General features: G+C 61.8%; 22 protein-coding genes, 1 tRNA gene and 2 pseudogenes. 19 read left to right on the plus strand and 6 right to left on the minus strand.

From position 1 onward, the window contains the following. Positions 1-35 precede the first annotated feature (35 nt). The 9 genes from G8E03_RS03505 (at position 36) to G8E03_RS03545 (ending at position 11,147) form a co-directional block, all read left to right on the plus strand. Positions 36-872, plus strand: a complete 837-nt coding sequence (locus G8E03_RS03505) for a DUF2182 domain-containing protein (RefSeq protein ID WP_166188727.1) — start codon at positions 36-38, stop codon at positions 870-872. Positions 873-920: 48 nt separating this feature from the next. Beyond that, positions 921-1,913, plus strand: coding sequence for an acryloyl-CoA reductase (gene acuI / locus G8E03_RS03510; RefSeq protein WP_166188729.1), 993 nt, complete (start codon positions 921-923; stop codon positions 1,911-1,913). Positions 1,914-2,068: 155 nt separating this feature from the next. Beyond that, entirely contained in the window at positions 2,069-3,715 is a 1,647-nt protein-coding gene (locus G8E03_RS03515; RefSeq protein ID WP_166188732.1) for a BCCT family transporter, read from the plus strand. 138 nt (positions 3,716-3,853) lie between these two features. Then, positions 3,854-5,080, plus strand: a complete 1,227-nt coding sequence (locus G8E03_RS03520) for an aminotransferase class V-fold PLP-dependent enzyme (protein ID WP_166188734.1) — start codon at positions 3,854-3,856, stop codon at positions 5,078-5,080. Positions 5,081-5,158: 78 nt separating this feature from the next. Continuing rightward, positions 5,159-6,583 carry a cryptochrome/photolyase family protein gene (locus G8E03_RS03525; RefSeq protein WP_240910411.1) on the plus strand — a complete coding sequence of 475 codons (1,425 nt, stop codon included), beginning with the start codon at positions 5,159-5,161 and terminating at the stop codon, positions 6,581-6,583. Next, positions 6,580-7,878, plus strand: coding sequence for an NAD(P)/FAD-dependent oxidoreductase (locus G8E03_RS03530; protein ID WP_166188737.1), 1,299 nt, complete (start codon positions 6,580-6,582; stop codon positions 7,876-7,878). Before G8E03_RS03525 ends, G8E03_RS03530 begins: the two co-directional genes overlap by 4 nt. Beyond that, positions 7,875-8,609, plus strand: a complete 735-nt coding sequence (locus G8E03_RS03535) for a DUF1365 domain-containing protein (protein WP_166188739.1) — start codon at positions 7,875-7,877, stop codon at positions 8,607-8,609. Before G8E03_RS03530 ends, G8E03_RS03535 begins: the two co-directional genes overlap by 4 nt. Positions 8,610-8,652: 43 nt before the next feature. Further along, a complete protein-coding gene (locus G8E03_RS03540; RefSeq protein ID WP_166188741.1) occupies positions 8,653-9,858 on the plus strand; it encodes an SAM-dependent methyltransferase in 1,206 nt (401 codons plus the stop codon). Continuing rightward, positions 9,855-11,147 carry an MFS transporter gene (locus G8E03_RS03545; RefSeq protein WP_166188743.1) on the plus strand — a complete coding sequence of 431 codons (1,293 nt, stop codon included), beginning with the start codon at positions 9,855-9,857 and terminating at the stop codon, positions 11,145-11,147. Before G8E03_RS03540 ends, G8E03_RS03545 begins: the two co-directional genes overlap by 4 nt. Here G8E03_RS03545 and G8E03_RS03550 read toward each other — a convergent pair. The 3 genes from G8E03_RS03550 to G8E03_RS03560 are packed head-to-tail and all read right to left on the minus strand — an operon-like array spanning position 11,144 to position 13,253. Beyond that, complete coding sequence (locus G8E03_RS03550; RefSeq protein ID WP_166188746.1) at positions 11,144-11,944, minus strand: SDR family NAD(P)-dependent oxidoreductase; 801 nt, start codon at positions 11,942-11,944, stop codon at positions 11,144-11,146. The two genes, G8E03_RS03545 and G8E03_RS03550, sit on opposite strands and share 4 nt — an antisense overlap. Continuing rightward, positions 11,941-12,591 (minus strand): DUF6134 family protein, encoded by a 651-nt coding sequence (locus G8E03_RS03555; RefSeq protein ID WP_205793215.1) that lies wholly within the window; start codon positions 12,589-12,591, stop codon positions 11,941-11,943. Before G8E03_RS03555 ends, G8E03_RS03550 begins: the two co-directional genes overlap by 4 nt. Positions 12,592-12,611: 20 nt before the next feature. Further along, the gene (locus G8E03_RS03560) at positions 12,612-13,253 is read right to left on the minus strand and encodes a ChrR family anti-sigma-E factor (protein WP_166188750.1); all 642 of its coding nucleotides are present in this window, start codon (positions 13,251-13,253) and stop codon (positions 12,612-12,614) included. A 134-nt stretch (positions 13,254-13,387) separates the two neighbouring features. On the opposite strand from G8E03_RS03560, the gene G8E03_RS03565 reads away from it, so the two are divergent. The 4 genes from G8E03_RS03565 to G8E03_RS03580 all read left to right on the plus strand — a co-directional run bounded on the left by G8E03_RS03565 (position 13,388) and on the right by G8E03_RS03580 (position 16,529). Beyond that, positions 13,388-14,521, plus strand: a complete 1,134-nt coding sequence (locus tag G8E03_RS03565) for an NUDIX domain-containing protein (protein ID WP_166188753.1) — start codon at positions 13,388-13,390, stop codon at positions 14,519-14,521. A gap of 107 nt (positions 14,522-14,628) precedes the next feature. Further along, complete coding sequence (locus G8E03_RS03570; protein ID WP_166188755.1) at positions 14,629-15,669, plus strand: cysteine synthase A; 1,041 nt, start codon at positions 14,629-14,631, stop codon at positions 15,667-15,669. After that, positions 15,666-16,382, plus strand: a complete 717-nt coding sequence (locus G8E03_RS03575) for an alanyl-tRNA editing protein (RefSeq protein WP_166188757.1) — start codon at positions 15,666-15,668, stop codon at positions 16,380-16,382. Before G8E03_RS03570 ends, G8E03_RS03575 begins: the two co-directional genes overlap by 4 nt. A gap of 57 nt (positions 16,383-16,439) precedes the next feature. Next, a tRNA-Ser gene (locus G8E03_RS03580) sits at positions 16,440-16,529 on the plus strand. A gap of 544 nt (positions 16,530-17,073) precedes the next feature. On the opposite strand, the gene G8E03_RS03585 is transcribed toward G8E03_RS03580, so the two are convergent. Further along, a complete protein-coding gene (locus G8E03_RS03585) occupies positions 17,074-17,514 on the minus strand; it encodes a c-type cytochrome (protein ID WP_166188760.1) in 441 nt (146 codons plus the stop codon). 349 nt (positions 17,515-17,863) lie between these two features. Continuing rightward, positions 17,864-18,115 (minus strand): annotated as a pseudogene (locus G8E03_RS03595) (IS6 family transposase); the annotation flags it as partial. A gap of 168 nt (positions 18,116-18,283) precedes the next feature. Between G8E03_RS03595 and G8E03_RS03600 the strand changes: the two are divergent. From G8E03_RS03600 to G8E03_RS03620, 5 genes are all read left to right on the plus strand, one after another. Then, on the plus strand, positions 18,284-19,171 hold the full coding sequence (locus tag G8E03_RS03600) for an ABC transporter permease (RefSeq protein ID WP_240910412.1): 888 nt from the start codon (positions 18,284-18,286) through the stop codon (positions 19,169-19,171). Continuing rightward, complete coding sequence (locus G8E03_RS03605; RefSeq protein WP_166193828.1) at positions 19,168-19,992, plus strand: ABC transporter ATP-binding protein; 825 nt, start codon at positions 19,168-19,170, stop codon at positions 19,990-19,992. Before G8E03_RS03600 ends, G8E03_RS03605 begins: the two co-directional genes overlap by 4 nt. Before the next feature lie 98 nt (positions 19,993-20,090). After that, positions 20,091-21,803 carry a DUF1800 domain-containing protein gene (locus G8E03_RS03610; protein ID WP_240910414.1) on the plus strand — a complete coding sequence of 571 codons (1,713 nt, stop codon included), beginning with the start codon at positions 20,091-20,093 and terminating at the stop codon, positions 21,801-21,803. 21 nt (positions 21,804-21,824) lie between these two features. Then, positions 21,825-23,066, plus strand: a complete 1,242-nt coding sequence (locus G8E03_RS03615; RefSeq protein WP_166188765.1) for a DUF1501 domain-containing protein — start codon at positions 21,825-21,827, stop codon at positions 23,064-23,066. Next, a complete protein-coding gene (locus G8E03_RS03620; RefSeq protein ID WP_240910415.1) occupies positions 23,050-24,174 on the plus strand; it encodes an ABC transporter substrate-binding protein in 1,125 nt (374 codons plus the stop codon). The genes G8E03_RS03615 and G8E03_RS03620 overlap by 17 nt, the downstream gene beginning before the upstream one ends. 159 nt (positions 24,175-24,333) lie before the next feature. Here G8E03_RS03620 and G8E03_RS03625 read toward each other — a convergent pair. Then, a pseudogene (locus G8E03_RS03625) lies at positions 24,334-24,586 on the minus strand (IS6 family transposase); the annotation flags it as partial. A 270-nt stretch (positions 24,587-24,856) separates the two neighbouring features. Here G8E03_RS03625 and G8E03_RS03630 point away from each other — a divergent pair. Further along, positions 24,857-26,806 (plus strand): outer membrane protein assembly factor BamB family protein, encoded by a 1,950-nt coding sequence (locus tag G8E03_RS03630; RefSeq protein ID WP_166188767.1) that lies wholly within the window; start codon positions 24,857-24,859, stop codon positions 26,804-26,806. Positions 26,807-26,809: the final 3 nt, after the last annotated feature.

A 26,809-nucleotide genomic window follows, 5' to 3' on the forward strand; every position in this document is an offset into this window, starting at 1 on the left:
TCCGGGGTGTCGCAGGTGAAGGGAAAATTCGGCAAGTGGCGGATATTGAAAACGGGCGCGGTATCGAGTGCATTCTGGTCAGAACCCGAATGGTGGCATGGTTGATGTTCTTCGCCGGATGTCTGGCGGCGTGGTATGTGCTTTTCGTCTGGTCCTCGCATATGCAGGTCGGTTGGCTGGGTTTTCCCGGCATGACGACGCAGATGTCGCTGGATACCGCGACGATTCAGGGAGGATCGTCCGGGCAGGGCGACATGCTCGACATGGACCGGTTCCTGTCGCTGTTTGCGATGTGGATGGTGATGATGGCGGCGATGATGCTGCCGACCTTCGTTCCGACGGCCCGCATCTTCATGGATCTGGTGGAGGCGGAAATCGCGCGGCCGGTGGGGCTTGCCGGGTTGGCCGTCGGTTATACCGGTGTCTGGATGGGTGTGGCCGCACTGTTGGCCGCGGTGCAGACCGGACTGGTGCATATCGGTCTGACCGGCCCCACGGGGCAGAACATGTCGCCGCTGTTTTCTGCCGTATTGCTGATCGTTGCGGGCCTGTACCAATTCACCGAAGCCAAGGACCGGTGCGCCCATCTGTGCCGAAGCCCGATGAGCATGTTCCTGGCGGAATTTCGCCCCGGTCTGCGCGGCGGGATCGGGCTGGGTCTGAAGGCGGGGAAATATTGCGCACTGTGCTGCTGGGGCCTGATCGCGCTCGGCTTTGCCGGGGGCATGATGAGCCTGCTCTGGATGGGACTGGCGGCCGTTCTGATGGTGCTGGAAAAAACGCCGAAGATCGGTCGGTGGTTGACCGCGCCCATCGGGATCGGTCTGGTGGCACTCGGACTGGGGGTCGCGGGACGCGGCTTTCTTGGCTGAGGGCTGAGCAAATCTGAGCCAAAATCTGAGCCAAAAACGGAGGAAGACATGAGTTTCAACGCTTTGGTGGTTCGCAAGGACGACGAGGGAAAGACTTCGGCACAGGTCGAGCAGATCGAACTGGAAGATCTGCCCGCAGGTGAGGTCGTGGTCGCCGTCGAATACTCTACGGTGAACTACAAGGATGGCCTGTGCCTCGGGCCGGGTGGCGGTCTGGTGCGCGACTATCCGCATGTTCCGGGCATCGATCTGGCCGGAACCGTCGAAAGCTCGGACGATGCGCGGTATTCCCCCGGCGACAAGGTGGTTCTGACAGGCTGGCGCGTGGGTGAGAATCGGTGGGGCGGCTATGCGCAAAAGGCACGGGTGAAGGCCGACCATCTGGTGCCGCTGCCCGATGGGTTGAGCACGCGCGACGCGATGGCGGTCGGCACCGCCGGCTTCACGGCAATGCTGGCGGTCATGGCGCTGGAGGATCACGGGCTGAAGCCTGACACCGGCCCGGTTCTGGTCACCGGCGCGGCGGGGGGTGTCGGCTCGGTCGCCACCGCCATTCTGGCCGCGCGCGGGTATGAGGTCGCCGGTGTCACCGGTCGGCCCGAAACCGCGGATTACCTGCGATCGCTGGGCGCAACGCAGATCGTCGCGCGTGAGGAGATCAACGAGACGGTAAAACGCCCGCTGGAGGCTGAAACCTGGGCCGGATGTGTCGATGCCGTCGGCGGTGCAATGCTGGGCCGCGTGCTGGGACAGATGAAATACGGTGCTTCGGTCGCGGCGGTCGGACTGGCCGGCGGTGCGGGTCTGCCCGCCACGGTCGTGCCGTTCCTGCTGCGCGGTGTGAACCTGCTGGGCATCGACAGTGTGATGCAGCCCTATGACAACCGCGTCCGCGCGTGGCAGCGTGTCGCCAGCGATCTGCCAATGGACAAACTGGCGCAGATGATCCAACCGGCGGGACTGGGCGATTTGCCGAAACTTGGCGCGAACATTCTGAAAGGTCAGGTGAAGGGCCGCGTTTTGGTGGACGTGAACGCTTGATTTCGGGACTGGTGACCGGGTCTGGTCACTGGGCCCGATTTGGGGCCTGATTTCGCGGATGGGTCGCAATCTGCGACCTTATGACGTAGGAAGGGGGGTATATCCCCCGGGATGCGACCCGGTAACCCGCGATAATACAGGAGAGATTGGCCCATATGACGGACACGAACACGCACGGCATTCCCGCGCCCGAGGGGGACGCGGACATCATCGACACGGAATATGAAATCGGACAGGACAATATACGGGCCTCGATCGGTCCGTTCGGACTGGACATCCACAATCCGGTATTCCTGATCTCGGGCCTCGCGATCGTGGCGTTCGTGTTCTACACCATCGCGCTGCCGGAACAGGCCGGAGGTGTGTTCAGTGCGATGTTCGATTTCACCACCCAGACATTCGACTGGTTCTTCATCGGCGTGGGCGATCTGGTGGTGCTGTTCGCCCTGCTGCTGATCGTGTCGCCCTATGGCAAGGTCCGTTTGGGCGGGCGTGATGCGGTCGCGGATTACACCTATATCGGCTGGTTCGCGATGCTGTTCGCGGCGGGGATGGGCATCGGCTTGATGTTCTACGGCGTGTCGGAACCGCTGACGCACTTCTCCACCGCTCTGGGTGGTACGGTCAGCGAGGGCGGGTTGCGATCCGACTGGGCGCCGCTGGGCGGGGCCCTGAATGATGAGCCGGGCTCGCTGCGTTTGGGCATGGCGGCGACGATCTATCACTGGGCGCTGCATCCCTGGGCAATCTACGCGACGGTGGCGCTGGCGTTGGCGCTGTTCACCTATAACAAGGGTCTGCCCCTGACGATCCGGTCGGCGTTTTATCCGATCTTTGGTGAGCGTATCTGGGGCTGGTGGGGCCATATCATCGACATCGTGGCGGTGTTCGCTACGCTGTTCGGTCTGGCCACTTCGCTGGGCTTCGGCGCGACGCAGGCCAGTGCGGGTCTCAACGAGCTGTTCGGCATTCCGATGGGCCGCACGACCGAGGTGGTGCTGATCACCCTGATCACGGCGGTCGCGCTGATTTCGGTTCTGCGCGGTCTGGACGGCGGGGTGAAAATCCTGTCGGAGATCAACATGGGTCTGGCCGCGTTGCTGGCGCTGTTCGTGCTGCTGGTCGGACCGACGGTGTTTCTGATCTCGTTCTTCTGGGAGTCGCTGGTCGCCTATGTGCAGTTCCTGCCCGCCCTGTCGAACCCGTTCGGACGAGCCGATGTGAACTACAGCCAGGGCTGGACGGCGTTCTACTGGGCGTGGTGGATCAGCTGGTCGCCCTTTGTCGGCATGTTCATCGCGCGGGTCAGCCGGGGCCGCACGGTGCGCGAATTCGTGATCTGCGTCCTGCTGATCCCCAGCATGGTGTGCGTGATGTGGATGTCGATCTTTGGCGGAACGGCGGTGCATCAGGTGGTCGCGGACGGCTATACCGCAGCGCAGGATGCGGACTTGCCGTTGCAGTTGTTCAGGATGCTGGACGGGTTGCCTCTGGCGTCGATCACGTCGTTCATCGGCATCATTCTGGTGATCGTGTTCTTTGTCACCTCGTCAGATTCCGGGTCGCTGGTGATCGACACGATCACGGCGGGTGGCAAGGTCGATGCCCCGTTGCCGCAGCGGGTGTTCTGGTGCGTGTTCGAAGGCGCGGTCGCGATCGCGCTGCTGATCGGCGGCGGACTGGCGGCGTTGCAATCCATGGTGATCTCCACCGGGTTGCTGTTCACGCTCGTTCTGCTGGCGATGTGCTATTGCATCTTCAAGGGATTGCAGAGCGAGCGGGCAGAACTGAACCAGAAATGATGTGTCGCTGATCTGACTGAGAGGTTGCGGGCGCGAGGTTTCACAACCCCGCGCCCGTTTTCATTTGGCGCGCCCCTCGTCTGGTGGCCGTCGCGAAGCCCAGCTAGGCTACCGCGAAACCGAATGGAGGGATGGTCTATGGCGACGCTGGATTTGGATTTCGTGCGGGCGCAGTTTCCCGCCTTTGCCGACCCCTCACTGCGGGGGCTGGCTCATTTCGAGAATGCCGGCGGCTCGTTCGCCTGTGCGCAGGTCATTGAGCGGCTGACGCGGTTCTATACCTCGCGCAAGTTGCAGCCTTATGGCGATACCGCACCCAGTGCCGCCGGGGGTGCGGAGATGGACGAGGCGCGGTCGCGTCTGGCCGCCATGCTGAACGTCGGTGAGGATGAGATCGCCTTTGGCCCCTCGACCACGCAGAACACCTATGTGCTGGCCAATGCCTTTCGCCAGATGATGCAGCCGGGTGACGCGGTGGTGGTTACCAACCAGGACCATGAGGCCAATTCCGGCCCGTGGCGGCGGCTGGCTGACGAGGGCTTCGAGGTGCGCGAATGGCGCATGAACGCAGAGGGCCATCTGGCGCTGCGCGATCTGGAGGCGTTGCTGGATGATCGGGTGCGGGTGGTCTGCTTCCCCCATTGCTCGAACCTGATCGCGCAGATCAACGACGTGCCCGCCATCGTGGCCAAGGTACATGCCGCAGGTGCGCTGGCCTGTGTCGATGGGGTCAGCTATGCGCCGCACGGCCTGCCCGATATCGGGGCGTTGGGCGCGGACATCTATCTGTTCTCCACCTACAAGACCTACGGCCCGCATCAGGGGATCCTGTGCGCCACCCGCGCCGTGATCGACGCGCTGCCCAATCAAGGGCATTGGTTCAACGCGAAATATCCCGGCAAGCGGCTGACCCCTGCCGGGCCGGACCACGCGCAGATCGCGGCCTGCGCTGGGATCGCCGATTACATCGACGCGCTGTATGCGCACCATTTCGAAGCTGAGCCGCAGGCCGGGCCGGTTGCCCGCGCCGCGCGAGTGCACGATCTGATGCGGGCACGGGAAATGGCGCTGACGGGACCGGTGCTGGAATGCCTTTCCGATCTGGACGTCAGGGTCCTGGGGGCGCTTGACCCGGCAGACAGGGCGCCGACCATCGCGCTGCATCATGCCCGCAAGGGCGCCGATCTGGCGGCTGATCTGGCGACGGACGGGATCATGTGCGGCGGCGGGGATTTCTACGCCGTCCGCTTGTTGGAGGCGATGGGCATCGACCCGGCGCATGGTGTGCTGCGCGTCAGCTTCACCCACTATACCAGCGAAGAGGAAATCGACGGGTTATGCGCGGCCCTGCAGCGGGTTTTGTGAAATCATCGCCGGAAAGGTGATCCGAAGGACGGGGGGCGTCGTAGGAAATACGACACCTTGCGATGGAGATGACCCCCCTTGGCCGATGGCACTGCACATGATGGAAATACCGTAAGGACGGCGATCCTGTGGTTGCGCCGCGATCTGCGTCTGGCGGACCATCCGGCGCTGTGCGCCGCGGCCGAGGCGGGCATCGTGATCCCGGTTTTTATCCGCGATGCACAGGTCGAGGCGATGGGCGCGGCGGCGAAATGGCGTCTGGGCCTGTCACTGGCCGATCTTTCGCAGGCGCTGGCGGCGCGCGGATCGCGGCTGATCCTGCGCTCCGGCCCCCCGGCGGAGGTCTTGCAGACATTGGCGGCGGAGGTCGGCGCGCAGGACGTGCACTGGGCGCGTCTGTATGACGGCGCCTCGGTCGAGCGGGATACCCGCGTCAAGGAGACCCTGCGCGATGCAGGTTTGAGCGTGATCAGCCATCCCGGCCATGTCCTGCACGAACCCTGGACGGTCCAGACGGGCAGCGGCGGCTATTACAAGGTCTTCACCCCCTATTGGAAGAATGTGCGTGAGGTCGCGGTGCCGCAACCGCTGCCGGTGCCGCAGATCGACGCCCCGGCGAACTGGCCGGAAGGCGAGACTCTGGACGACTGGGCGCTGGGTGCCGCGATGCGGCGCGGCGCGGAGGTCGTGGCGCAGCACGTCAATGTTGGTGAAAAGGCAGCGATGGCGCGGTTGGATCGCTTCCTCCAAGACGGGATCGAGGATTATGCGACCGACCGCAACCGCCCCGACCGGGACGGGACTTCTCGCTTGAGCGAGCACTTCACCCTGGGCGAGATCGGCATTCGTACCGTCTGGCACGCGGCCTTGCGCCCCGGCACGGGCGCGGAGACGTTTCGCAAGGAACTGGCCTGGCGCGATTTCGCCTGGCATCTGGTCTATCACACCCCGCATATCGAGGACCGCAACTGGCGCGAGGAATGGCGCGACTTCGCCTGGCGCGAGGACAGCGACGATGCCGAACGCTGGCGTCGGGCCATGACGGGGGAGCCGATCGTCGATGCCGGACTGCGTGAGATGTACGTGACCGGATATATGCACAACCGGGTGCGGATGATTGTCGCCTCCTACCTGACGAAACATCTGTTGACCGATTGGCAAGTGGGCCTAGCCTGGTTCGAGGATTGCCTGATCGACCACGACCCGGCCTCGAACGCGATGGGCTGGCAGTGGGCGGCGGGATCGGGGCCGGACGCCTCGCCCTTCTTTCGTATCTTCAATCCTGAAACCCAGGCCGAGAAGTTCGACCCCGATGGGCGTTATCGTCGAAGGTGGCTGAACCCTGAAACTTCCCCGGATGCTGCCGCGTATTTTCGGGCAATTCCAGACAGCTGGGGCATGTCACCGGACGATCCTTATCCCGATCGCATGATCGGGTTGAAGGAGGGCCGGCAAAGGGCGCTGGACGCCTACGAGACTTACAAGGAAGGGGCGGACACGTGAAAATCGCAATCATCGGCTCAGGCATTTCGGGCATGGGCGCCGCCCTCGCACTCAGCGAAGCGCATGAGGTCACATTGATCGAGGCGGCGGAGCGGTTTGGTGGCCACGCCAATACGGTGGAGGTGGACGGCACGCCCGTGGATACCGGGTTCATCGTCTACAACCACGACAATTATCCGAATCTGACGGGGCTGTTCGCGCATCTGGACGTGCCCACCAAGGAGTCCGACATGTCGTTTGGCATGTCCATGAATGGGGGCAGCACGGAATATGCCTGCGACAACCTGTGGAAGATCTTTGCCCAGCCGACGAACCTGCTGCGGCCGACCTTTCGCAAGGGCGTGCGTGAGATTCTGCGCTTTCACGAGGAAGCCCCCGTCGATCTGGAGGCTGGACGGCTGCGGGGCGTCAGCCTCGGCTCCTATCTGAAGCGCAAGGAATATTCCGACTGGTTGCGCGACAGTTTCCTGTTGCCGATGGGCGGGGCGATCTGGTCCACGCCTGTGGGCGATATGCTGGATTTCCCGGCGGAGAATTTCGTCAATTTCTTTCGCAATCACGAATTGCTCAACGGGAATGGCGCGGGCAAACGCTGGCGGACGGTGGACGGGGGCAGCCGGGAATATGTACGCCGCCTGATCGGGGCGCTGCCGCTGGCCGTCGCGGGGGCGAATGTGGTCGAGATCACGCGCCCCGCCGGGCGGCCGCATCTGCGGTTCGCGGACGGGTCCGAGGCGGCATTCGATCAGGTCGTTCTGGCGACACATGCACCGCAGGCCCGCGCCCTGCTGGCCGACATCGACCCGCAGGAGCGCAGCATTCTGGGGGCGTTCGGGACCTCCTCCAACCGGGCTGTCCTGCATTCGGATCCGGCGCTCATGCCGCGCCGCCGCCGCGTCTGGTCCAGCTGGAATTTCCTCAGCGATGGGGCGCGGGACGGCACGCGCCCGGCACCGATCACCTATTGGATGAACCGTTTGCAGGGGATCGACCGGGCGCAGCCCTTGTTTGTCAGCCTGAATCCGGGGGTGGAGCCGGACCCCGCACTGGTCCATGCGACGTTCGACTATGCGCATCCGCTGTTCACGCAGGCTGCCTTCGACGGGCAGCGCGACATTGACGCGATTCAAGGTCGGGGTGGTGTGTGGTATGCTGGCGCATGGCTGGGTTACGGATTTCACGAGGACGGTTTGCGCGCGGGTCTGCGGGTCGCCGCCGCAATGGGCGCGCAACCCGCATGGCGGGGCGAGGATGCCACCCCGATCCTGTCACCCATGACACAGGCGGCGGAATGAATCCCGCCATCACCCTGTATACCGGGCATGTCATGCACATGCGGTTGCTGCCGAAACGGCACCGGTTCCGCTATCGCGTCTTCTCATGCCTGTTCGATCTGGACCGGATGAGCATGGCGATGCGGGACAGCCGGGTCTGGGGCCGGATCCTGCGCTTCGATGCGAAGGATCACGGCCCGCGGGACGGGTCGGACCTGCGCCCATGGGTCACGCGGATGCTGGCCGATCACGATCTGCCCGCGCCCGCGCGGGTGGAGTTGCTGTGCTTTCCGCGATTGTGGGGCATCGTGTTCAACCCGTTATCGGTCTACTTTTGCCGCGATGCGCAGGATGAGGTTTATGCCACGCTCTACGAGGTGAAAAACACCTATGGCGGGCAGCAGGTCTATGTCCTGCCGGCGCAGGTTCAGGGCGGCGCGATCCGACAGCGGCAGCAGAAGACCTTCTGGGTTTCCCCCTTCATTCCCATGCAGCAGACCTACCGATTCGACGTGCAGCCGCCGGGCGCGCGGTTGTCGCTGCGCATTCGTCAGCATGGCGATGACGGCGAGGTTCTGATCGCCACGCAGACCGGCCATGGACAGATCGCCACCGACCGGGCGCTGTTGCGGGCGGTGGCAACCCATCCGCTGATGACGCTGAAGGTGATCGTGGCGATCCACTGGCAGGCGCTGCGCCTCGCCCTGAAGGGGGTGCGCTTTCTGGGAACCACCGACCCCGCCACCCGATAAACATTCATTTGATTTTTGGATTCAGACTGCCGAAGGTTTCGATATGACGTATTTGACGACGACTTCGGGCCAGACGGGCCTGCCACGCTGGTTCGGACAAGGCTTCGCGATCCTGTCGAACATCCGTGCCGGAACCATCGATACGCATCTTCCCGACGGCCGGATCTTTCGTGCCGAGGGTGCCGAGCAGGGCCCCTATGGCCGGATCGAGGTCAAGGACGGCGCGATGTTCGCCCGTGTCGTGCGTGACGGGGAGCTGGGATTTTCTGAGGCCTTCATGGACGGGCAGTGGGATACGCCCGATTTGCAGGCGCTGCTGGACGTGCTGTTGCTCAACAACGAGCAGATCGGCCGGAATGCGCCGGGGATCGCACTGGTCCGGATGTGGGAGCGGGCGCGCCACTGGATGCGCCGCAATTCGCGCGATCAGGCGCGCAAGAACATCAGTTACCACTACGATCTGGGCAATGAATTCTACGGCCTGTGGCTGGACGACACGATGAGCTATTCCTCCGCCTTGTTCACCCATCCGCAGCAGGCGCTGGAGGCGGCGCAAACCGCGAAATATGCCTCGATGTGCGACGAGCTGGGGGTCAAGCCGGGCGATCATGTTCTGGAAATCGGCTGCGGCTGGGGCGGTTTCGCGGAATACGCGGCGAAGGAACGGGGCGCGAAGGTGACCGGCCTGACCATCAGCCAGCAGCAGCACGATTACGCCGTCGAGCGTATCGCTCGTGCCGGATTGCAGGATCAGGTTGAGATCGCGATGCGCGATTATCGCGATGAAACGGGAACCTATGACGGCATCGCCTCGATCGAGATGTTCGAGGCGGTTGGCGAGCAATACTGGCCGACCTATTTCGACGCCGTGCGCGCCCGGTTGAAACCTGGCGGTCGTGGAACGTTTCAGATCATCACCATTGCCGACAAGCTGTTCCCGGAATACCGCAAGAGCGTCGATTTCGTGCAGAAATACGTCTTTCCCGGCGGAATGCTGCCTTCGGTGTCGGCCCTGCGTGAGCAGTTCGCGCGGGCGGAGTTGAGCGAGGTCGGCAATATCCAGTTCGGGCAGAGCTATTCCGAAACCCTGCGCCGCTGGCATGAGACGTTCAATGCCCGTTGGGATGAGATCGCGGCGCTGGGCTTTGACGATCGGTTCCGCCGCATGTGGAATTTCTATCTGACCAGTTGCGCCGCGACCTTCCGCTACGAGACGACAAATGTCGTCCAGATGACCGTCAGACGGTGAGGGACAAGAGCGGGCTGAGGCGCCGCGCACTGGCTGCCTATGCCGCCCCTGCTCTGCCAATGGCGGCGCTGTACCTGCCTGTCTATGTCTTTCTCGCTCAGTACTGGTCGGGCACGATGGGGGTGTCCGTCGGGGTTATCGGTGCCGTGTTTATTGCGGTGCGATTGCTCGATGCGATCACCGATCCGGTCATGGGTTGGCTGTCGGATCGGGTGACCATAGGGGGATTGCGGCGCAAGCCGTGGTTGCTGTTGGCCCTGCCCGGCATCGGGGTGGCGGTCTGGGCCTTGCTGGTGCCGCCGAACGGGGCCGGGATCGTCTGGTTCGCAGGCTTTCTGGTATTGCTGACCATCTCGTGGACCATGTACCTGACGCCGTATTTCGCATGGGGCGCGGAGTTGACCGGCGATTATGCCGAACGCGCCCGCGTGACCGTCTGGAGGGAGACGGCGGGCCTGCTGGGAACGGTCTGCGCCATGCTGCTTTACGGAACGGCGGAGGCCGGCACCGGATTGCAGCGGATCGCATTGCTGGTGATGATTGGCTTGCCGGTGTTGACCCTGCTTGCGCTGCGCGCGCCAGAGGGGGCTGTCAGACCTGCACCGGGAAGGGAGGCATTGTGGCGGGTGCTGCGCACCGACCCGGTGTTCGGACGGTTGTTGCTGGCCTATCTGCTGAACGGGGCGGCGAATGCGCTGCCCGCGACGCTGTTCCTGTTTTTCGTTGAATTTCGTTTGGGCGACGCGGCGGCGGGGGGACCGCTGCTGATCGCGTATTTCGGGGCTGCGATGCTGGGCGCGCCATTGTGGATCTGGGCGGGCAAGCGGTTCGACAAGCATCGGGTCTGGTGTCTGGCCATGCTCTATGCCTGTGCGATCTTCGCGGTGGCCTTCACGCTGGGACCGGGCGATGTGACGGGATTTGCCGTGATTTGCGTGTTGAGTGGACTTGCACTGGGCGCGGACCTGTCCCTGCCGCCCGCGATGCAGGCCGATGTGGTGGACGTGGACACGCTGCGCAGTGGCGTGGCGCGGACCGGCGCGTTCTTTGCGCTGTGGTCGGTGGCGACCAAGGCCTCCGTCGCGGTGGCGGGGGGCGTGGCGCTGATCGTTCTGGAATGGCAGGGCTTTTCGGCCCAGGGCGGCAATGCGCAGGGTGCGCTGATCTGGCTGGCCGGTCTGTACGCGCTGGCGCCGGTCGCGCTGAAACTGGCGGCGGTGGCGCTGATGTGGCGGTATCCGCTGGGGCGTGAGGTTGCGACGGCCAACCGGGCGCGGATCGAGGGTTAGCTCTTGCGTCGATCCTGGCCGTTCCAGCCCGTCGCCTTTCGCACGGCGGCGATATAGGCGCGGTTGGGAAGCAGGCCGAAGGTCTTGAGCAATATCTCGAACCGGGTGGGGAATGCGATTTCGAATCCCGGTTTGCCCAGGCCCGCGACGATCCGCGCCGCCGCGTCCTGCGGTTGCATCAGGAACGGCATGTCGAATTCATTGACGGCGGTCGCCTCTGTATCGACGAAGCCGGGGTTGATGACGGAAATCCGCACGCCGAGATCTTCGAGATCCATGGCCAGCGCCTCGCAATAGGCGATCAGCGCGGCCTTGGTGCCGGAATAGACCGCTGCGTCTGGCAGCCCGCGATAGCCTGCGACGGAGGCGGTTACGGCCAGATGCCCGGTCCCCTGAGCGATCATCGTCTTCAACACCGGATCGGTACAGTTGGAGACGCCCTCCAGATTGACGCGCCACATTTTCGCAGCGGTGGCTGCATCGAAATCATTGGCACGCATCGGCGTGTAGACCCCAGCGTTCAGCAAGGCGAGCGCGAGGGGACGCTCCGCCGTGATCCGCGCCACGATCTGCGCCATCTGCTCGGCATCGGTGACGTCGCCGGGGGTGGGGATGATACGACCTGCCGGACCCTCCGCCGCCAGGGTGTTCAGGTCGTCCTCGCCCCGCGCGGTGGCGTGGATCGTCCAGCCGGCCTGCGCCAGTTTCAACACCGTCGCGCGCCCGATGCCGCCCGACGCACCCGTCACCCATGCGACACCGTCATCGGGGGTCATGACCTTGGAAAACACACTCATGATTCACTCCAGATTTCGGCAAAGGCTGGGCTGAGACTGTCGGCGATATAGGTGACCTGCGATCCGCGGGCGTCAAACGTGCTGCCGGCCCATTCCCCTGATGCGGTGTAGTGGACTGTGGCGGGAAGCTCCGCCCCCAGCGCATAGGCCGTCGTCGCCACGGTGCCGCCCGATACCGGGTAACTGGCCGTGCCCGTCCGGGTGGCGCGAATGTCGAGCGGGGTGCCGCCCTGCGTGCTGATCCAGACGGGGCGATCCAGAATGGCCGGGTTCCAATAGCTTGTCGTGCCGACGCCTGCATCCGCAGTGCCCGCGAATGCGGAGCCGTCTATGCGAATCACAGACCCGGACCGATCGGCGTTCACGAAGGTCGCATCCCCGTTATTGTCACTGCGCGACCGAATGCTTCGTAACATGCCATTTTGCCAGATTTCGCGGCTCGTCATCTCATAGCGATAGGCGACGAGGCCCAGAACTCGCACCGCGATCGCGATGCTGACATCCACCGTCATCGTATCGCCGGAGCGGCTGATGCTGATGTCGTGGGTTCCAATCTCGCTGCCCGCACGATCCAGACGATAGCGGCGCGACGCCGTCTGCGCCCGGGCCACGGATGGCATGGCCAGGGCGGCAACACCAATGGACATGAGCGTGCGGCGCGACAGGATCATGTGAACAGGTTCAGCGCACGGGAGAACGGGCCGGTGAAGCGCATCTTTCCCGACATCACGATCAGACAGTAACATATTCCGTCTCCCGTAATTCGGGGGCGGTGGTCATGATCGCCGTCCGCCTCCGCGATGTCGCCGCGCCGCAGGACGGTGTCGCCGTCGGTCATTTCACCTGACAGGATCAGGGTCGCTTCCTCACCATGATGGGTGTGTTGCAGCATCCCCGCGCCTGGCCGCGCGCGCAGCAGGGAAACGTCCTCCCCCTCGGAATAGCCTTCGAGAACGTATTCGTGCAGGCCGGGCAGGCGGAACTGCCAGTGCAAATCGTCTACCGGTCGCCCCAGAACGGCGGCCAGGGGGGCAGGCAGGATGCCCAGCGGTTCGGGAGCGGTGTCCTCGGGCTGCTCCGCTTCCAGTGTGTCGAGGCGGGTCAGCGTGCGGTTCAGCGCGTCCTTTGCCAGGGACACGGCGGGCGCGTCGTGCAGCAAGGCCCCCCCGACATCCTGCATCAGGTCGAGCCGCTCCGCGCAATGCGGCGCGATGGCCAGATGGCTTCGCATCAGTAAATCCACGCCCGGCGTCGCGGTGCCGGACGCGAAGGCGGCGAGCATAGCGTCAGAAGGCAGGTGGCTGGTCATTATGCGCACATTCCGGTCGTTTTCTTTACCCCCCTTTTACGTCGTCCCGAGGCGGGTGGATCAACCACAATAACGTTTCGACAAAGTTTTTTGTCTGGGCTATCGCGGGGTCGAACCGAACGAGGACGCCCGCCATGACCCGCCACCTGTTTTTCTACGGCACGCTGCGCGATGCCGAAACGTTCGACACTGTGATGGGACCATACGCGGAGGTCATCGACGCGAGTGAGGCGACGCTGCCCGATCACGCGGTGGTGGAGGTTCTGGGCGAGGATTATCCGGTCATCGTGGCGCGCCAGGGTGCGATGGCGCGAGGTGTACTGGCCTCAAACCTGCCGCAGGGCGCGGTCGAGCGGTTGCGCTATTTCGAGGACGAGTTCGACTATGCGCTGGAAACCCGCACCGTGCACACGGCAGACGGACCACGCGAGGCAGAGGTCTTTTTCGTGCGGGGCGATCATCTGAAAATCGGCGGATCGTGGGATTTCGAAGGATGGGCGCGAAAGCAGCAGGCCGCCTTCGTCGAATGCGCGCGTGAGCTGATGGCGCTGTACGGGCAGGTGCCGGATAAGGATGTGGATCGTATCTGGCCCGGCATCCGCTTTCGCGCCTATGCCCGTGCACGCGCCCGCGCGGAACGCCCCGCCGTGATCCACCGCAGCGGATTGAGCCGCGAGGATGTGGAGGTCGAGCGGATCAAAAGACCCTATGTGGATTATTTCGCTGTCGAGGATCTGCGGCTGAGCCACCGGACCTTCGCCGGTCAAATGCAGGGGCCGATGGATCGGGCGGTTTTCGCCAGCGGCGATGCGGTCGCCGTGCTGCCATGGGACCCGCGCACGGATCGGGTGCTGATGATCGAGCAGTTCCGCCCCGCGCCCCTGGCACGAGGCGCGCAGGTGCCATGGTTGCTGGAGCCGATTGCCGGGCGCATCGACACCATCGAAACCGCCGAACAGACCGCTCGGCGCGAGGCGGAGGAGGAAGCCGGCCTGACCATCGGGCGCATGGACGCCCTGTCGCCCTTCTATTCCAGCCCCGGCTGCCTGACCGAGCAGATGAGCTGCTATATCGCCGAGGCCGACCTGTCGCAGGCGGGTGGTGTGCACGGGCTGGATACGGAGCATGAGGATATTCGTTCGGTTCTGCTGGATGTCGCGGATCTGCGCGATGCTCTGACCTCGGGCGAGGTTGAGAACGGGCCGCTGATCGTTCTGATCCAGCATCTGCTGATCCATCATGATCGTCTGCGGTCCGCCTGGGGGTGAGGTGGGGGCCTCCGGCGGGGATATTTGACGAAAGTGAAAGGTCCGGTGCGCTTGATGGTCGGGCGAGGAGGCTCTAGGTTCTGAGGGCAAAGATTGGGGAGCCTGCCATGCGCAACGTGTACGAAAACCTGCCAGAGAGCATCGGAAACACGCCGCTGATCCGGCTGCGTCAGGCCAGTGAGGCCACCGGATGCGAGATTTGGGGCAAGGCCGAGTTCCTCAACCCCGGCCAGTCGGTCAAGGACCGGCCCGCGCTCTACATGATCCGCGACGCGGTCGCGCGCGGCGATCTGCGGCCCGGCGGCACCATTGTCGAGGGGACGGCGGGCAATACCGGCATCGGGTTGAGCCTGGTGGGCGCGGCGATGGGGTTCCGCTCGGTCATCGTGATTCCCGAAACGCAGAGTCAGGAAAAAAAGGACATGCTGCGGCTGGCCGGCGCGGAGCTGGTCGAGGTGCCTGCCGTGCCCTACAAAAATCCCAACAACTACGTGCGCTATTCCCAGCGTCTGGCCGAGGCGCTGGCCCGGACCGAGCCGAACGGCGCAATCTGGGCCAACCAGTTCGACAACACCGCCAACCGCCAGGCGCATCTGGAAACCACCGGTCCCGAGATCTGGGAGCAGACCGACGGCAAGGTGAACGGCTTCGTATGCTCCGTCGGGTCGGGCGGCACGCTTGCCGGTGTCGGCATGGCGTTGCAGCCCAAGGGCGTGAAGATCGCCATCGCGGATCCGGACGGCTCCGCCCTGTTTGAGTATTACGCGCATGGTGAACTGGCTTCCTCCGGTTCGTCCATAACCGAGGGGATCGGTCAGGGGCGTATCACGGCTAACCTCGAAGGCTTCACCCCGGACATGGCCTTCAACATTCCCGACAGCGAGGCCGTGCCCATCGCGTTCGATCTGTTGGAGCATGAGGGCCTGTGCCTGGGCGGCTCATCCGGCGTGAACGTGGCGGGCGCGATGCGCATGGCGCGTGAGATGGGGCCGGGCCATACCATCGTGACCATCCTGTGCGATTACGGCACACGCTACGGCTCCAAGCTCTACAACCCGGAATTCCTGCGCTCCAAGGAGCTGCCGGTGCCGCATTGGCTGGTCGAAAGCCGTGATGACATTCCCGAGGTGTTCGAGGATGTGACGTGACCGAGCCTCTCTTCCGCGCCGACGCCTATTTGCGCGAAGCCGAGGGCCGGGTCGTGTCGGCAAGCGATGACGGGATCGTACTGGACCGCTCGATCTTCTATCCGACCGGGGGCGGGCAACCCGGCGACGGGGGCGTTCTGGAGTGGGATGGTGGCAGCACGCCCATCACGACCGCCAGCAAGGGCGAGGGGGACGATATCCTCCTGATCCCGGACACGGGGGCCACAATGCCGCCGGTCGGCGCTACGGTGCTGCAATCGCTGGACTGGCAGCGGCGCTATGCCCACATGCGGGTGCACACGGCGCTGCATCTGCTGTCCGTGGTGATTCCCCTGCCGGTGAGCGGCGGCAGTATCGGAACGGAGAAAGGGCGGCTCGATTTCGACATGCCGGACGCGCCCGAGGACAAGCAGGCCTTGCAGGACAGCCTGAACGCGCTGATCGCCGCAGATCACGAAGTAACCGAGGACTGGATCAGTGAGGCGGAGCTGGATGCCAACCCCGAACTGGTCAAGACGATGTCCGTTCAACCGCCGCGCGGTTCGGGACGGGTGCGTCTGATACGGATTGGTGGAACGGTGGAGCAGGTGGACCTACAGCCCTGTGGCGGCACACATGTGCGGCGCACGGCGGAGATCGGACCCGTGCGTTTGGGCAAGGTGGAAAAAAAGGGCCGCCGCAACAGGCGCGTGACTGTGCATCTCGAAGGGTGACAAAGGCCGCGCAAGGCCCTTGCGCTTCGCCGTCGCATCGGTATAACCCGCCCCAACGGACAGGTGGCCGAGTGGTCGAAGGCGCACGCCTGGAAAGCGTGTAGGCGGGAGACCGTCTCCAGGGTTCGAATCCCTGTCTGTCCGCCACAAGCCTTTGTAATCTAGTTGCGTATTCGACAACTTGCGCCACCGGGTCCGATGCGATCCGTGAGGCCAATCGTGAGGTTGAGGGGCTCACCGCTTCAACCCTTCGGACAAAAATCGTTCTCGACGGCCAGCCTCCCAATCTTGGCATGGAGTTCCTTGATTTCTGCTTCTGTCGGCCCTTCCGGCTTGCCGCCACGCGCAAACACATCGGCCATGCCTTCGACAGCCTAACGCTTCCATGTGCTGACCTGGTTCGGATGCACATGATGCTTCGCCGCGATCTCCTGTATGCCTTGTAGCCACGCAACGCTTCCAACGCGGCCTTGGCCTTTAAACTGGTCCGTAAACTTCCGGCACTTCGGCATTCTCGTATCCCTTCAAAGGTCTGGGATACACCTTGGACGACTGTCCAGTTTTTTGGGACCACTTCACCGCTTATTCCGCCGACAGCAAACCTGGATAATGACGCTCGAAACAAAAACGGCCGGCTCATGCCGGCCGACTCCAAAAATGCGTCTGCGCTGCCGATTGGGCGCGAGAACTCTTAGTTCGTCGTGGCTTCCGCCTCGCCTTCGCTCTCAGGTTGCGCCGGGCGACGCATCTCAACCGAGCGCGCTAGGACTATGCCGTACTCGTTATCCCATGAGTTTCGCACATAGGTCGCTATGGCGGCGATCTCCTCGTCCGTTAGCACGGAAGCAAACGGAGGCATGCCGTGGTCCGTCGCTCCGAATAGGATCTGGAAAACCAGCGCCGAGCGGCTCTCTACTTTCGCGTTCTTCAACAGGGCCGGCCCGGCTCCGCCTTCACCATTGTCACCGTGACAGACGGCGCAATAGTCAATGAAAAGCTGTTCGCCTTGTTCAACAAGCGTCGTGAGTGCTTCATCTTGGCTTGTCGCCCCTTCCTGCGCCGAAACCGCGCTGGTTGCCAACATGCCGGCAACCAGAATCGAAGCCAGTTTAGTATTGATCCTATTTTTCATGCACTATCCTCCATCTGCATCTTGGAAATCAGCTTAGATGAGATTTTTGGCTGGCAAAATCGAAAACTCGCCTGCGGCGCGCTCTGCATCCCAAACCGGTTTACTCACATACGATCATGCGCTCTGCAAAGCTCGGCAAAAATGGGCCATTCAAACTGGCTAAGAAATACAGTTGCTAGGCGGTCACATCCCGGCAGGCAGTATGGCTGTTTCTTGAACAGCTCTGGCTTGAGTTTGAACCAGCCCTTTATCGCCTGCAAGGGGTCTTGTTGCCCAAGTCTGATTGAGGCGACTTCGGCGGGCTTTGTCAGCTTATTCTTTCGCGATGTTATCAACTCCGGCGTCACAATCATGCGGTCACTTCAGCAGCATGGTCGGTCCACAGGCTGAACGCACCAGCCCGGGAGTAGCGATAGGATATTGCGGAGAGGCGATGACGTTTCGCACGAAACAAGGTTGCGGTCTGATCCTGAACGGACAGAAATCTCTGTGCTTGGCGCGGAGATTTGAAGTGACCCATGGTCTTTTCTCGTCGTCTTGTGTGTCGATGCGATGCTTCCGATCGGTTGTTCAATCCCTGGTGCGAGCGATGTTCGACGCTTCAGAAACAGTTTGCCGATGCCGTGTATGTATTCTTGCGTGAGATCATCCTGCACGAGTGGAAAAACTTCCGCGTCAGAACCCACGACAACTTTTGGGTTTTGGAGTAGAAGCGGTATAATGCGAAGAAACGGGGGGCGCCAGACACGGTGGCTATGAGAGCAGAGTATTGGAAATCGGTGAACGCGGGCTCGACCGAGTGACACCCAAGTTAGAGTCAGATGCGGCGGCATCGTCCTATGCAGCCGAGGCGAGCGCACGGTCAAAACATCGGGCGCGCCTCAAGGCACGTGGCGTCGTCTGGGCGTCTTGGGTTATCATCGCGATCCTGCTGGTAGTGGGGATGCACGTCTTGAACGCGGCGGCAGGCAATCTCGTCATGCCGCGCCCCGCTGCAGTTTTGCAGCAGGCTATGGTTATGTGGGGAGACGGAACCATCCCCCATGCTCTGGGTGAATCGCTGACCGTCCTGGGACTGGGCTTTCTGCTGGCCTCGACGACCGGGATCTTGGTGGGGATCATCCTTGGCGGGTTCCCGTTCCTGGGGCGGGTCCTGGACCCGTTCGTGAATGCGATGAATTCCACACCTGGGGCGGCGTTCATTCCCCTCATCATCGTCTGGTTCGGACTTTATACCGAGGCAAAGGTGGTGTTGGTGTGGAATGCGGCGGTCTTTCCGATCCTCATCAACACCACCGCCGGGATTGCCAATGCCAATCGTGAACTTACTGAAATGGCGCAATCCTTCGGGGCGGGGCGGCGAGTCCTGTTCTGGCAAGTGATGGTGCCCGACGCGCTGCCGTCAATCTTGAGCGGGCTGCGTATCGGTGCGGCGATCAGTATAGTGGGTACCGTGATCGCCGAGCTTACGATGGCTCAATCGGGGCTGGGCGGCCTTCTGGTTGCGGCGGGCAACCGATTCCAGATGGATCGATATTTCGCGGTGGTGATTGTGCTCATGGTGCTTGGCACTCTCATCACCGGAGCGCTGCGCGTCGCGGAGCGAAGGCTCGCCCGATGGCGATTTTCGTCGCAGGCGGATGGCCGTTCGGAATGACGGAAGCGCTGATTACCATTCGCCAGCTCAGCAAGTCGTTCAAGGACGGGCGGGTCGGGGCGCTTGAGGACATCTCATTCGACATCCGCCCGGGAGAGTTTGTGAGCCTTGTGGGGCCAAGTGGTTGTGGAAAGACGACGCTGTTGCGTCTGATCAACGGGCTGACAACACCGGATTCCGGCGAAGTTCTGATCAGAGGTTGCCCCCCGATGTTCAGTTCCGATATTGCCATGGTGTTTCAGTCCCCCCGCTTGCTGCCGTGGCGGACCATCGCGGGTAATATTGAATTTGTACTGGCCCTGCGCGGCCTGTCGCGACAGGCTCGGTCAGAGCGGGCTATGGCGCTCTTGGGCGCAGTAGGCCTTCGAGATTTCGCTGACGCTCATCCGCACGAGCTTTCGGGAGGGATGCAACAGCGTGTTGGCCTTGCGCGTGCACTGGCGGTTGAACCTGAAGTCCTCCTGATGGATGAACCTTTTGCCGCAGTCGATGCAATGACGCGCGAAACGCTGCGGGGCGAGCTTTTGCGGATGTGGGCGCGGCGTCGGATGGCAATTGTCTTTGTGACCCATGATATTGACGAGGCGATCCTTCTGTCTCAGCGTATCATCCTGCTCAAGCCGCGACCGGGGCGGGTCGACGAGATTATCGATGTGGATCTACCTCAACCGCGCTGGACGGGCGATCACCGTGCGCTCCCCGCTTTTGCCGAACTGAGGCGGCATCTGTGGGATCGCATTTATGCCATGGCGGGCGAGGGTGCTACACTCGAAGAGCTGGCGGGCGCCCTTGACAGCGGAGCGAACCTTACAGACTTATAGTTGACCCCAATCATAAGGATTGAACGACCGCAGATGGCGTAACTGATATCTCTGAGGTTGCGCTTTGACGAGTGGGGGGAGGAGACAGTCTGATGGGGATGCCGCAGATCGAGTCGTTGGACCCGATAGACGACAGTGACTGGACTTCCGAACGCGCTGCGCACCTGTTAGAGCGGGCTGGGTTTGGGGGTACTCCCGACGAGATTGCACGGTTTACTGCAATGACACCGCGCGAAGCTGTGGATGCGATGCTGCAAGGCGGTGATACTCGCAATCTTCCAGAATTCGTGGAATCTGGTCTCTGGGATCCGACACTAAAGAATTTTCCGCCCAGCCGTCCAGCTGCGACGGAACTGGCCGAACGTACCGGCGAGGCGATGGGCGTGAAGGTGAAGCCTGGTGGCTTGCGTCCGCTGCAACCCGTGACGGATCGTTTTTTCTACTGGTTGCGAGCCACGATTCTGGAGACACGCCGCCTGGCCTTCTGGTGGATCGACCGGATGGTGCGCAGCCCTCACCCCTTGCAAGAGAAGATGACGCTGTTCTGGCATGGGCACTTTGCCACCAGTGACGAAAAGGTTCGTGATTACCGCAAGATACGGCAGCAGATCGACATGATGCGTGCGGGCGCTCTGGGTCGTTTTGGCGATCTGCTGGGGGCAGTCTCAAAAGATCCGGCGATGTTGATCTTTTTGGATGCGGCGCAGAATGTGAAGGGTGCGCCGAACGAGAATTTCGGTCGCGAGGTCATGGAGCTGTTCACCATGGGGGTGGGCAATTACACCGAGGATGACATCCGCGAGGCTGCGCGTGCATTTACGGGCTGGGGCAACGACGATCTCAGCTTTTTTTTTGACGCCACCAAACATGACAGTGGGGAAAAGCGGTTTCTGGGGCAGACGGGTCATCTGGACGGCGAAGACATCCTGCGGATCATCCTGAAGCAGGAGCAGACGGCAATCTACATCGCCTCAAAGATCTATCGCTTCTTTGTGCGAACCGAGATTTCGCCAGATCTGGCAGATAGGCTTGGCGCGCTGCTACGCGACAACGACTACCAGATCACGCCTTTTCTGCGCGTTCTGTTTCTGTCCGAGGATTTCCACAGCGCGCCATCGGTGGCGACGCATATCAAGTCGCCCACTGAGTTGATCGTCTCGACCTACCGCAAGCTGGGGGTTGCGGAACTGCCCGGTGTGCCCGATCCGAACGCCGTTGGCAGGACACTGGGGCAGGTGCTACTGTATCCTCCCACGGTGGCCGGTTGGGGCGAGGGGCGGGCCTGGATCACGCCGGGATTGCTGTTCGAGCGGGCCAATTTCGCGCAGTCCGTGCTGTTTGCGGACATGATCAGCTTTGCCGATCCCAATCTGGACCCTGGCACTGTCGTGCAGCGCACCAATCGTAACATCACTGCCGGGATGGAGATCACAGCCGCCACGATGGAGGAGGGCGCCTCGCCCAGCAAGGCGGCGGGCATCCGCGAGACCTACAACACCCGCTATGGCAGCCTTGTGGGCTGGCAGGAGGCGATGCGCCGCGTCAAGCCGACCCCGCGCGGCGCGGCGCAGTTCAACCTGTCGGCGATGGTGGATGCGGCAGGTGCTGCTTCGGCGGCGGACGCTGTCGATGTGCTGGCGGCCAGGTTCTTACGGATTCCCCTTGCCACGCCTGTGCGAGACGCGCTGGTCAGGCTGTTGAAGGACGAACTCGGCACCGACAGCCTCGCTGAAGCAGAGAGCTATATGGAACAACCGCTTCGCCTCGTGGTGCACGGGATCATGAGCGCACCGCAATATCAGATTGCCTGAATTGGCAGAGAAAGGCGTCAGATGGCCAAGACACCGAAGCTGACCAAAAGCGAACGTGAGGGGCTGATCCGAGCCGGTTACGACAGCATTGTGCTCGAGGGGGCAGGGGGGATCAGCACCTCGCCCGTCTGGTCCAAGGTCACCGGCAAGGACACCAGCAATCGTATTCTGGTGATCGTTGAATTGTCGGGCGGCAATGACGGGCTCAACACGGTGATCCCCCATGGCGACGACGCCTATTATCGGGCGCGGCCGCACCTCGCAATCCGCAAGGAAAACCTGATCGGCCTTGATGGTCACTTCGGCTTTCAGCAGACGATGAGCGGGTTTGAGCGCCTGTTTAAAGACGGACAGATGGGCATCATGCACGGCGTCGGCTATGATCAGCCCTCGTTCTCGCATTTCTCGTCCATGGCCTTCTGGCAGACCGGGGCGCCGAACAGTGGCGAGGCTTACGGCTGGCTCGGCCGTCTTGCCGATGCAATCGACCCGACGGGGCATAACCAGAATCTTCTTGTCAACATCGACGATCATCAATCGCTTGCCGTTCGGGCCATGAATCATGTGCCCCTGGTTTTTGATGACCCCGACAAGTTCACCCGTCAGATGCATCATGCCGAGGCCGAAGTGATGGCCTCCCTCGACCGCCGCGACAACAACAGAGAAAACCCCACGCTCAATTACCTGATGGACATCGCGGCAAGCGCCAGCAGCTCCGAGCAGCTGGTGCGCGAAGCCTGGCATTCATACAGAACGCCTGTAGACTATGGCTTGGTCCCCTTCGGTCTGGAACGGGTGGCGGCGCTGATTGCGGCGGATTTCCCCACACAGGTTTATTATGTGCCCTTTCGGAATAACGCCTTCGATACCCATGTCTTCCAGGCGGATACCCATGCGCGGCTGTGGTCCTACACCTCCGACCACATCACCGCTTTCGTCGCCGACATGGAGCGTCAGGGCCGCGGCGACGATGTCGTGGTGATGGTGTTCAGCGAGTTTGGCCGCCGCGTGATCGAAAACACCGGTCATGGCACCGACCACGGCACGGCCGGGCCGGTCTTCATCATCGGCAAGCCGGTGGTCGGGGGCCATTATGGCGCGCCGCCCAGCTTGACTGACCTCGATGACGGCAACCTCAAGTTCACGACTGATTTTCGCCGTATCTATTCGACCCTGATCCGTGGATGGATGGGCCACGACCAGGTTGCTTCTGTTCTGAGCGAGGATTTCATGCCATTTCCGGTCTTTGACCCTGTGGCCTGAGGCCGCCCGTCCCGCAACATGCAGTGCCCCGAACGGTCACAAGGAGATTATTATGCTTAGGTCCACCCTGTCCTCGATCCGCGTTGCTATCCTCACTGGCACTGCCATCATTGCTCTGACCGGCAGCCTTCATGCGCAAGAACGGGAGGTGCTGGATCTCAGTATTGCGACTGCCGCCGATATTGCCAATTTCAACACAACGACCGCCTCGGTCTTCCGCCTCGCCGACGAGTTGGGTTATTTCGAGCGGCACGGGGTGAATGTCACTTTCGTGGCTGTCGACGGCACGCCTCAAGCTGCTGCGGCGCTCTATTCCGGTGCGGTCGACCTGTCCTATATCACCATTGATACTGCCATCCGCCTGCGCGCCGAGAATGACGTGAAGGTGCGCGGGTTCGCCTCCGTTTCAAACGGTATCTCATTTCTGATCGCCGCCCAGACCGATATCACGACGGTCGAGGAACTCGTGGGCCGCAGCTTTGCGATCAACGACTATGGCAGTCTTGATCATGAGCTGACCTCCGCTGTGCTGCGGGCCTACGGAATGAACGCAGAGGAGCCCGCCTATGTTGCAATCGGATCGCCTGATGTGCGCGTTCAGGCGCTGGCGGCCGGTCAGGTGGACGCGACGACCGTATCGTTCGGCACCTATGCTTCGATCGAGACCATAGAGGGCATCCATGTTCTGGTGACGCCCGACGAGTTTACCAGACGCTCCCCGGCGCTTTCAAAGTTTATCGTCGCGCTGGAAAGCACAATCGATGAAAAGGAAGAGGCGATCCAGCGGTTCACCGATGCCATCATCGAAGCCTCGCGCGCCTTGCAGGCCGATCCGGAAGGCTGGGTCGATATGGCTGCTGCTGCGCGACCGGACCTGACGCGCGACAATCTCGAGCGGACTGCGGGTCTCAACGAAACGCGCTGGTGCATCAATGGCTGCATGAATCCGACGGAACTCACAAAGACGATGGATTTCATCTACGCCAACCCCGATTTCGTGGACGTCCCCGTGATTTCGTATGAGGACATCACAGACCTCAGCTTCACCACCCGTGCACTCGAAAAGATGGGTGTCGCCACGGGGCCGGGACTGGATGCAAGAGAGTAAGCGGCTATCCTTGCGCAATCGAGATAAGATTGTGTGAGCAGGCAGGAAGAGTCTTAACGGGACGCGAAGTAGCGGGACTGGCATTGCCACCTGTTGTAGCGTGATTGAGAGAGGCGAATCCCCGGGTTCTCAAGCGGCCATTTCCGCTGCATAGATATTTCAGAGGTCGAAAGCTTCGGCCCTAGCGTGGCGGTAAGAGATTGCGGAGATCCGATAACGTCGGGGGCGGAAGATCGTGTTTGCCTGATCGTGAGAGGCGAGAAACCTCTGTGCCTATGAGGCGATTTGAACCGGCCCATCACTTTCTCGCGCCTTTGTGTAGGCTTGTTCAAACCCTTGTGTGCGCGATGATCCGCGTTCGTGCGAGCTCGTGGATAGGCTTGAAATGGCGGAGCAACTTGTCCGTCACAATGGATAGGCGGCGATTTCGTGTGGGAAGAGGTAACCTTTCAGGCGGAGCATGATGGATGAAGTGCTCATCGAAAACATTTAACCAGCCACGACACCCCAAACAAGTTGCCGATGCCGCTGGCGGCCTTTCTGGAATACTTGCATTTGCAACAACCATCTGCAAAACTTACGCTACGTTGGCGAATAGTCTCAGTTGCCTCACAAAGCTGCAATCAAACGGCGGGGCACGGCGTAGGGAGTTTGCCGCAGCCTATGTGGCAGGGAGGATATTATGACAATAGGGATTCCAAGGCTGCTGAAGACATGCGTGTCTTTGGCGGCAATTGCCTTGGTGGGGGCCGGTGTGGCCAACGCCAATGAAAACGTGCTTACACTTTCCGCTGATCCTGCAAATAACGTGATGCCTAACATCACCTATTCTGGTCAGAACTACAGTCTGCTCGATCAGGTTACCTTGGATAACGTCGATGACCTGCAAGTGGAATGGACATTCCAGCTCGGCGTGTCAGACGAGGCGCAGGCCCCCCCCTTGGTCGTCGGGGACACCATGTATGTGGTGACGCCCAAGCCGAACCGCGTATACGCCCTCGACATCAACGAGCAGGGTGCCATCAAGTGGGAGTTCCGTGCCGACGATTCCAACCTCGATACGATTGTTCCCGTCGCCTGCTGCGGCGCCCAGACCCGCGGCGCCAACTATGCCGAAGGAAAGATTTTCTTTCAGTCCCTTGATGGCCATATCTATGCGCTCGACGCAGAAACGGGCGAACTGGAATGGGACGTGCAGAATACCGACATCGACAACGCTGAAAGCATGGTTGGTAACGGTCTGATCGTCGATAACCTCTACATCACCGGCATGGCCGGTGGCGAGTATGGCGTGCGCGGCTACATCACTGCCTACGATATCGACACCGGCGAAAAGGCTTGGCGCTTCTATAGCATGGGACCGAACGCCGAAGTTGGCATTGGCGACCGGTTCAGCCCGTTCTATGACTTTGACAAGATTGAAGATCCGGCCGAAGCTTCCTGGATGGAGGACAGCTGGAAGAATGGCGGCGGTTCCGTGTGGGGCTATTTTACCTACGATCCCGATGCGAAGTTATTTTACTACGCCACGTCCAACTGCTCCCCGTGGAACCCGGACTACCGTCGTCCTTGGGGAGAAATAGATATCGATGAGACGGGCACCGTCCAGTCCTACCGAAATAATTATTGCGCTTCGATGCTGGCACGTGACGCGACAACAGGCGAGCTGATCTGGGCCTACAATCTCAGCCCACAAGACGCTTGGGACCTCGACGAGCCGAGCGCTCCGGTTCTCGCCGATATCAACATCGACGGCGCTGACCGAAAGACGATCATTCGTGCCGCTCGCAACGGATACTTCTACGTATGGGATCGCCTGACCGGTGAAATCCTGAACGACCCCTGGCCGTTCGTATACCAGAACATCTTCGAGGGCGTGGACACGGAGACCGGTAGCCCGAGGTACAATCGCGATGTGCTGATGTTCACCGACGCCGAGGATCGCCTTAAGTACACCGATGCAAATGCGCTGACCGAAGAGCAGATAGCTCTTCTCGAAGAAGAAGCCGAGCTATATCCCGACGAACCGGTTGACGGTCCTTCGGGCACAGAAGCGGTTGTCTGCCCGACGATTGCAGCTCGTAACTGGGAGAACGATGCCTATTCACCCCAGACCGGCCTGCTTTACACCAGTGTCCAATTTGGCTGCCGCTCCATGCGCGTGGTTGAAGGTCAGTATGCCTACCCGGCAACTGAATCCTACACCTTATTCGAATGGGCCGGTGAGAAATTCTGGCGTGATCGCGAAGGCAATGAGACCGACGTCAAGAACCAGTTGCAGGCCAACGACCCGGTCACCGGCGAGACGGTCTGGAGCATCGACTACGTCCAGCCAACTCAGGATCCGATCATGGCCACGGCGGGCGGCCTGCTATTTGTTGGTGGTGATGACAAGGGTGTCTTCCGCGCCATCAATGCCCAGAACGGCGAAGTGGTCTGGGAATTCCGTACCGGTACGCAGTCATCTGCTTCTCCGGTGACGTTTCTCGGCCCAGATGGCAAGCAACGTATTGCGTTCGTTGCTTCTGCTCGCCCCAACATGATGGCGGTGGCTGCAGACGCAGAGCCCGATTCCGTTAACCGCTATCAGCGCGAAGGCAGCACGCTCTATGTCTTCAAGCTGGCCGACTAGGGT

The organism is Pontivivens nitratireducens (assembly GCF_011290545.1).
Taxonomy (GTDB): domain Bacteria; phylum Pseudomonadota; class Alphaproteobacteria; order Rhodobacterales; family Rhodobacteraceae; genus Pontivivens; species Pontivivens nitratireducens.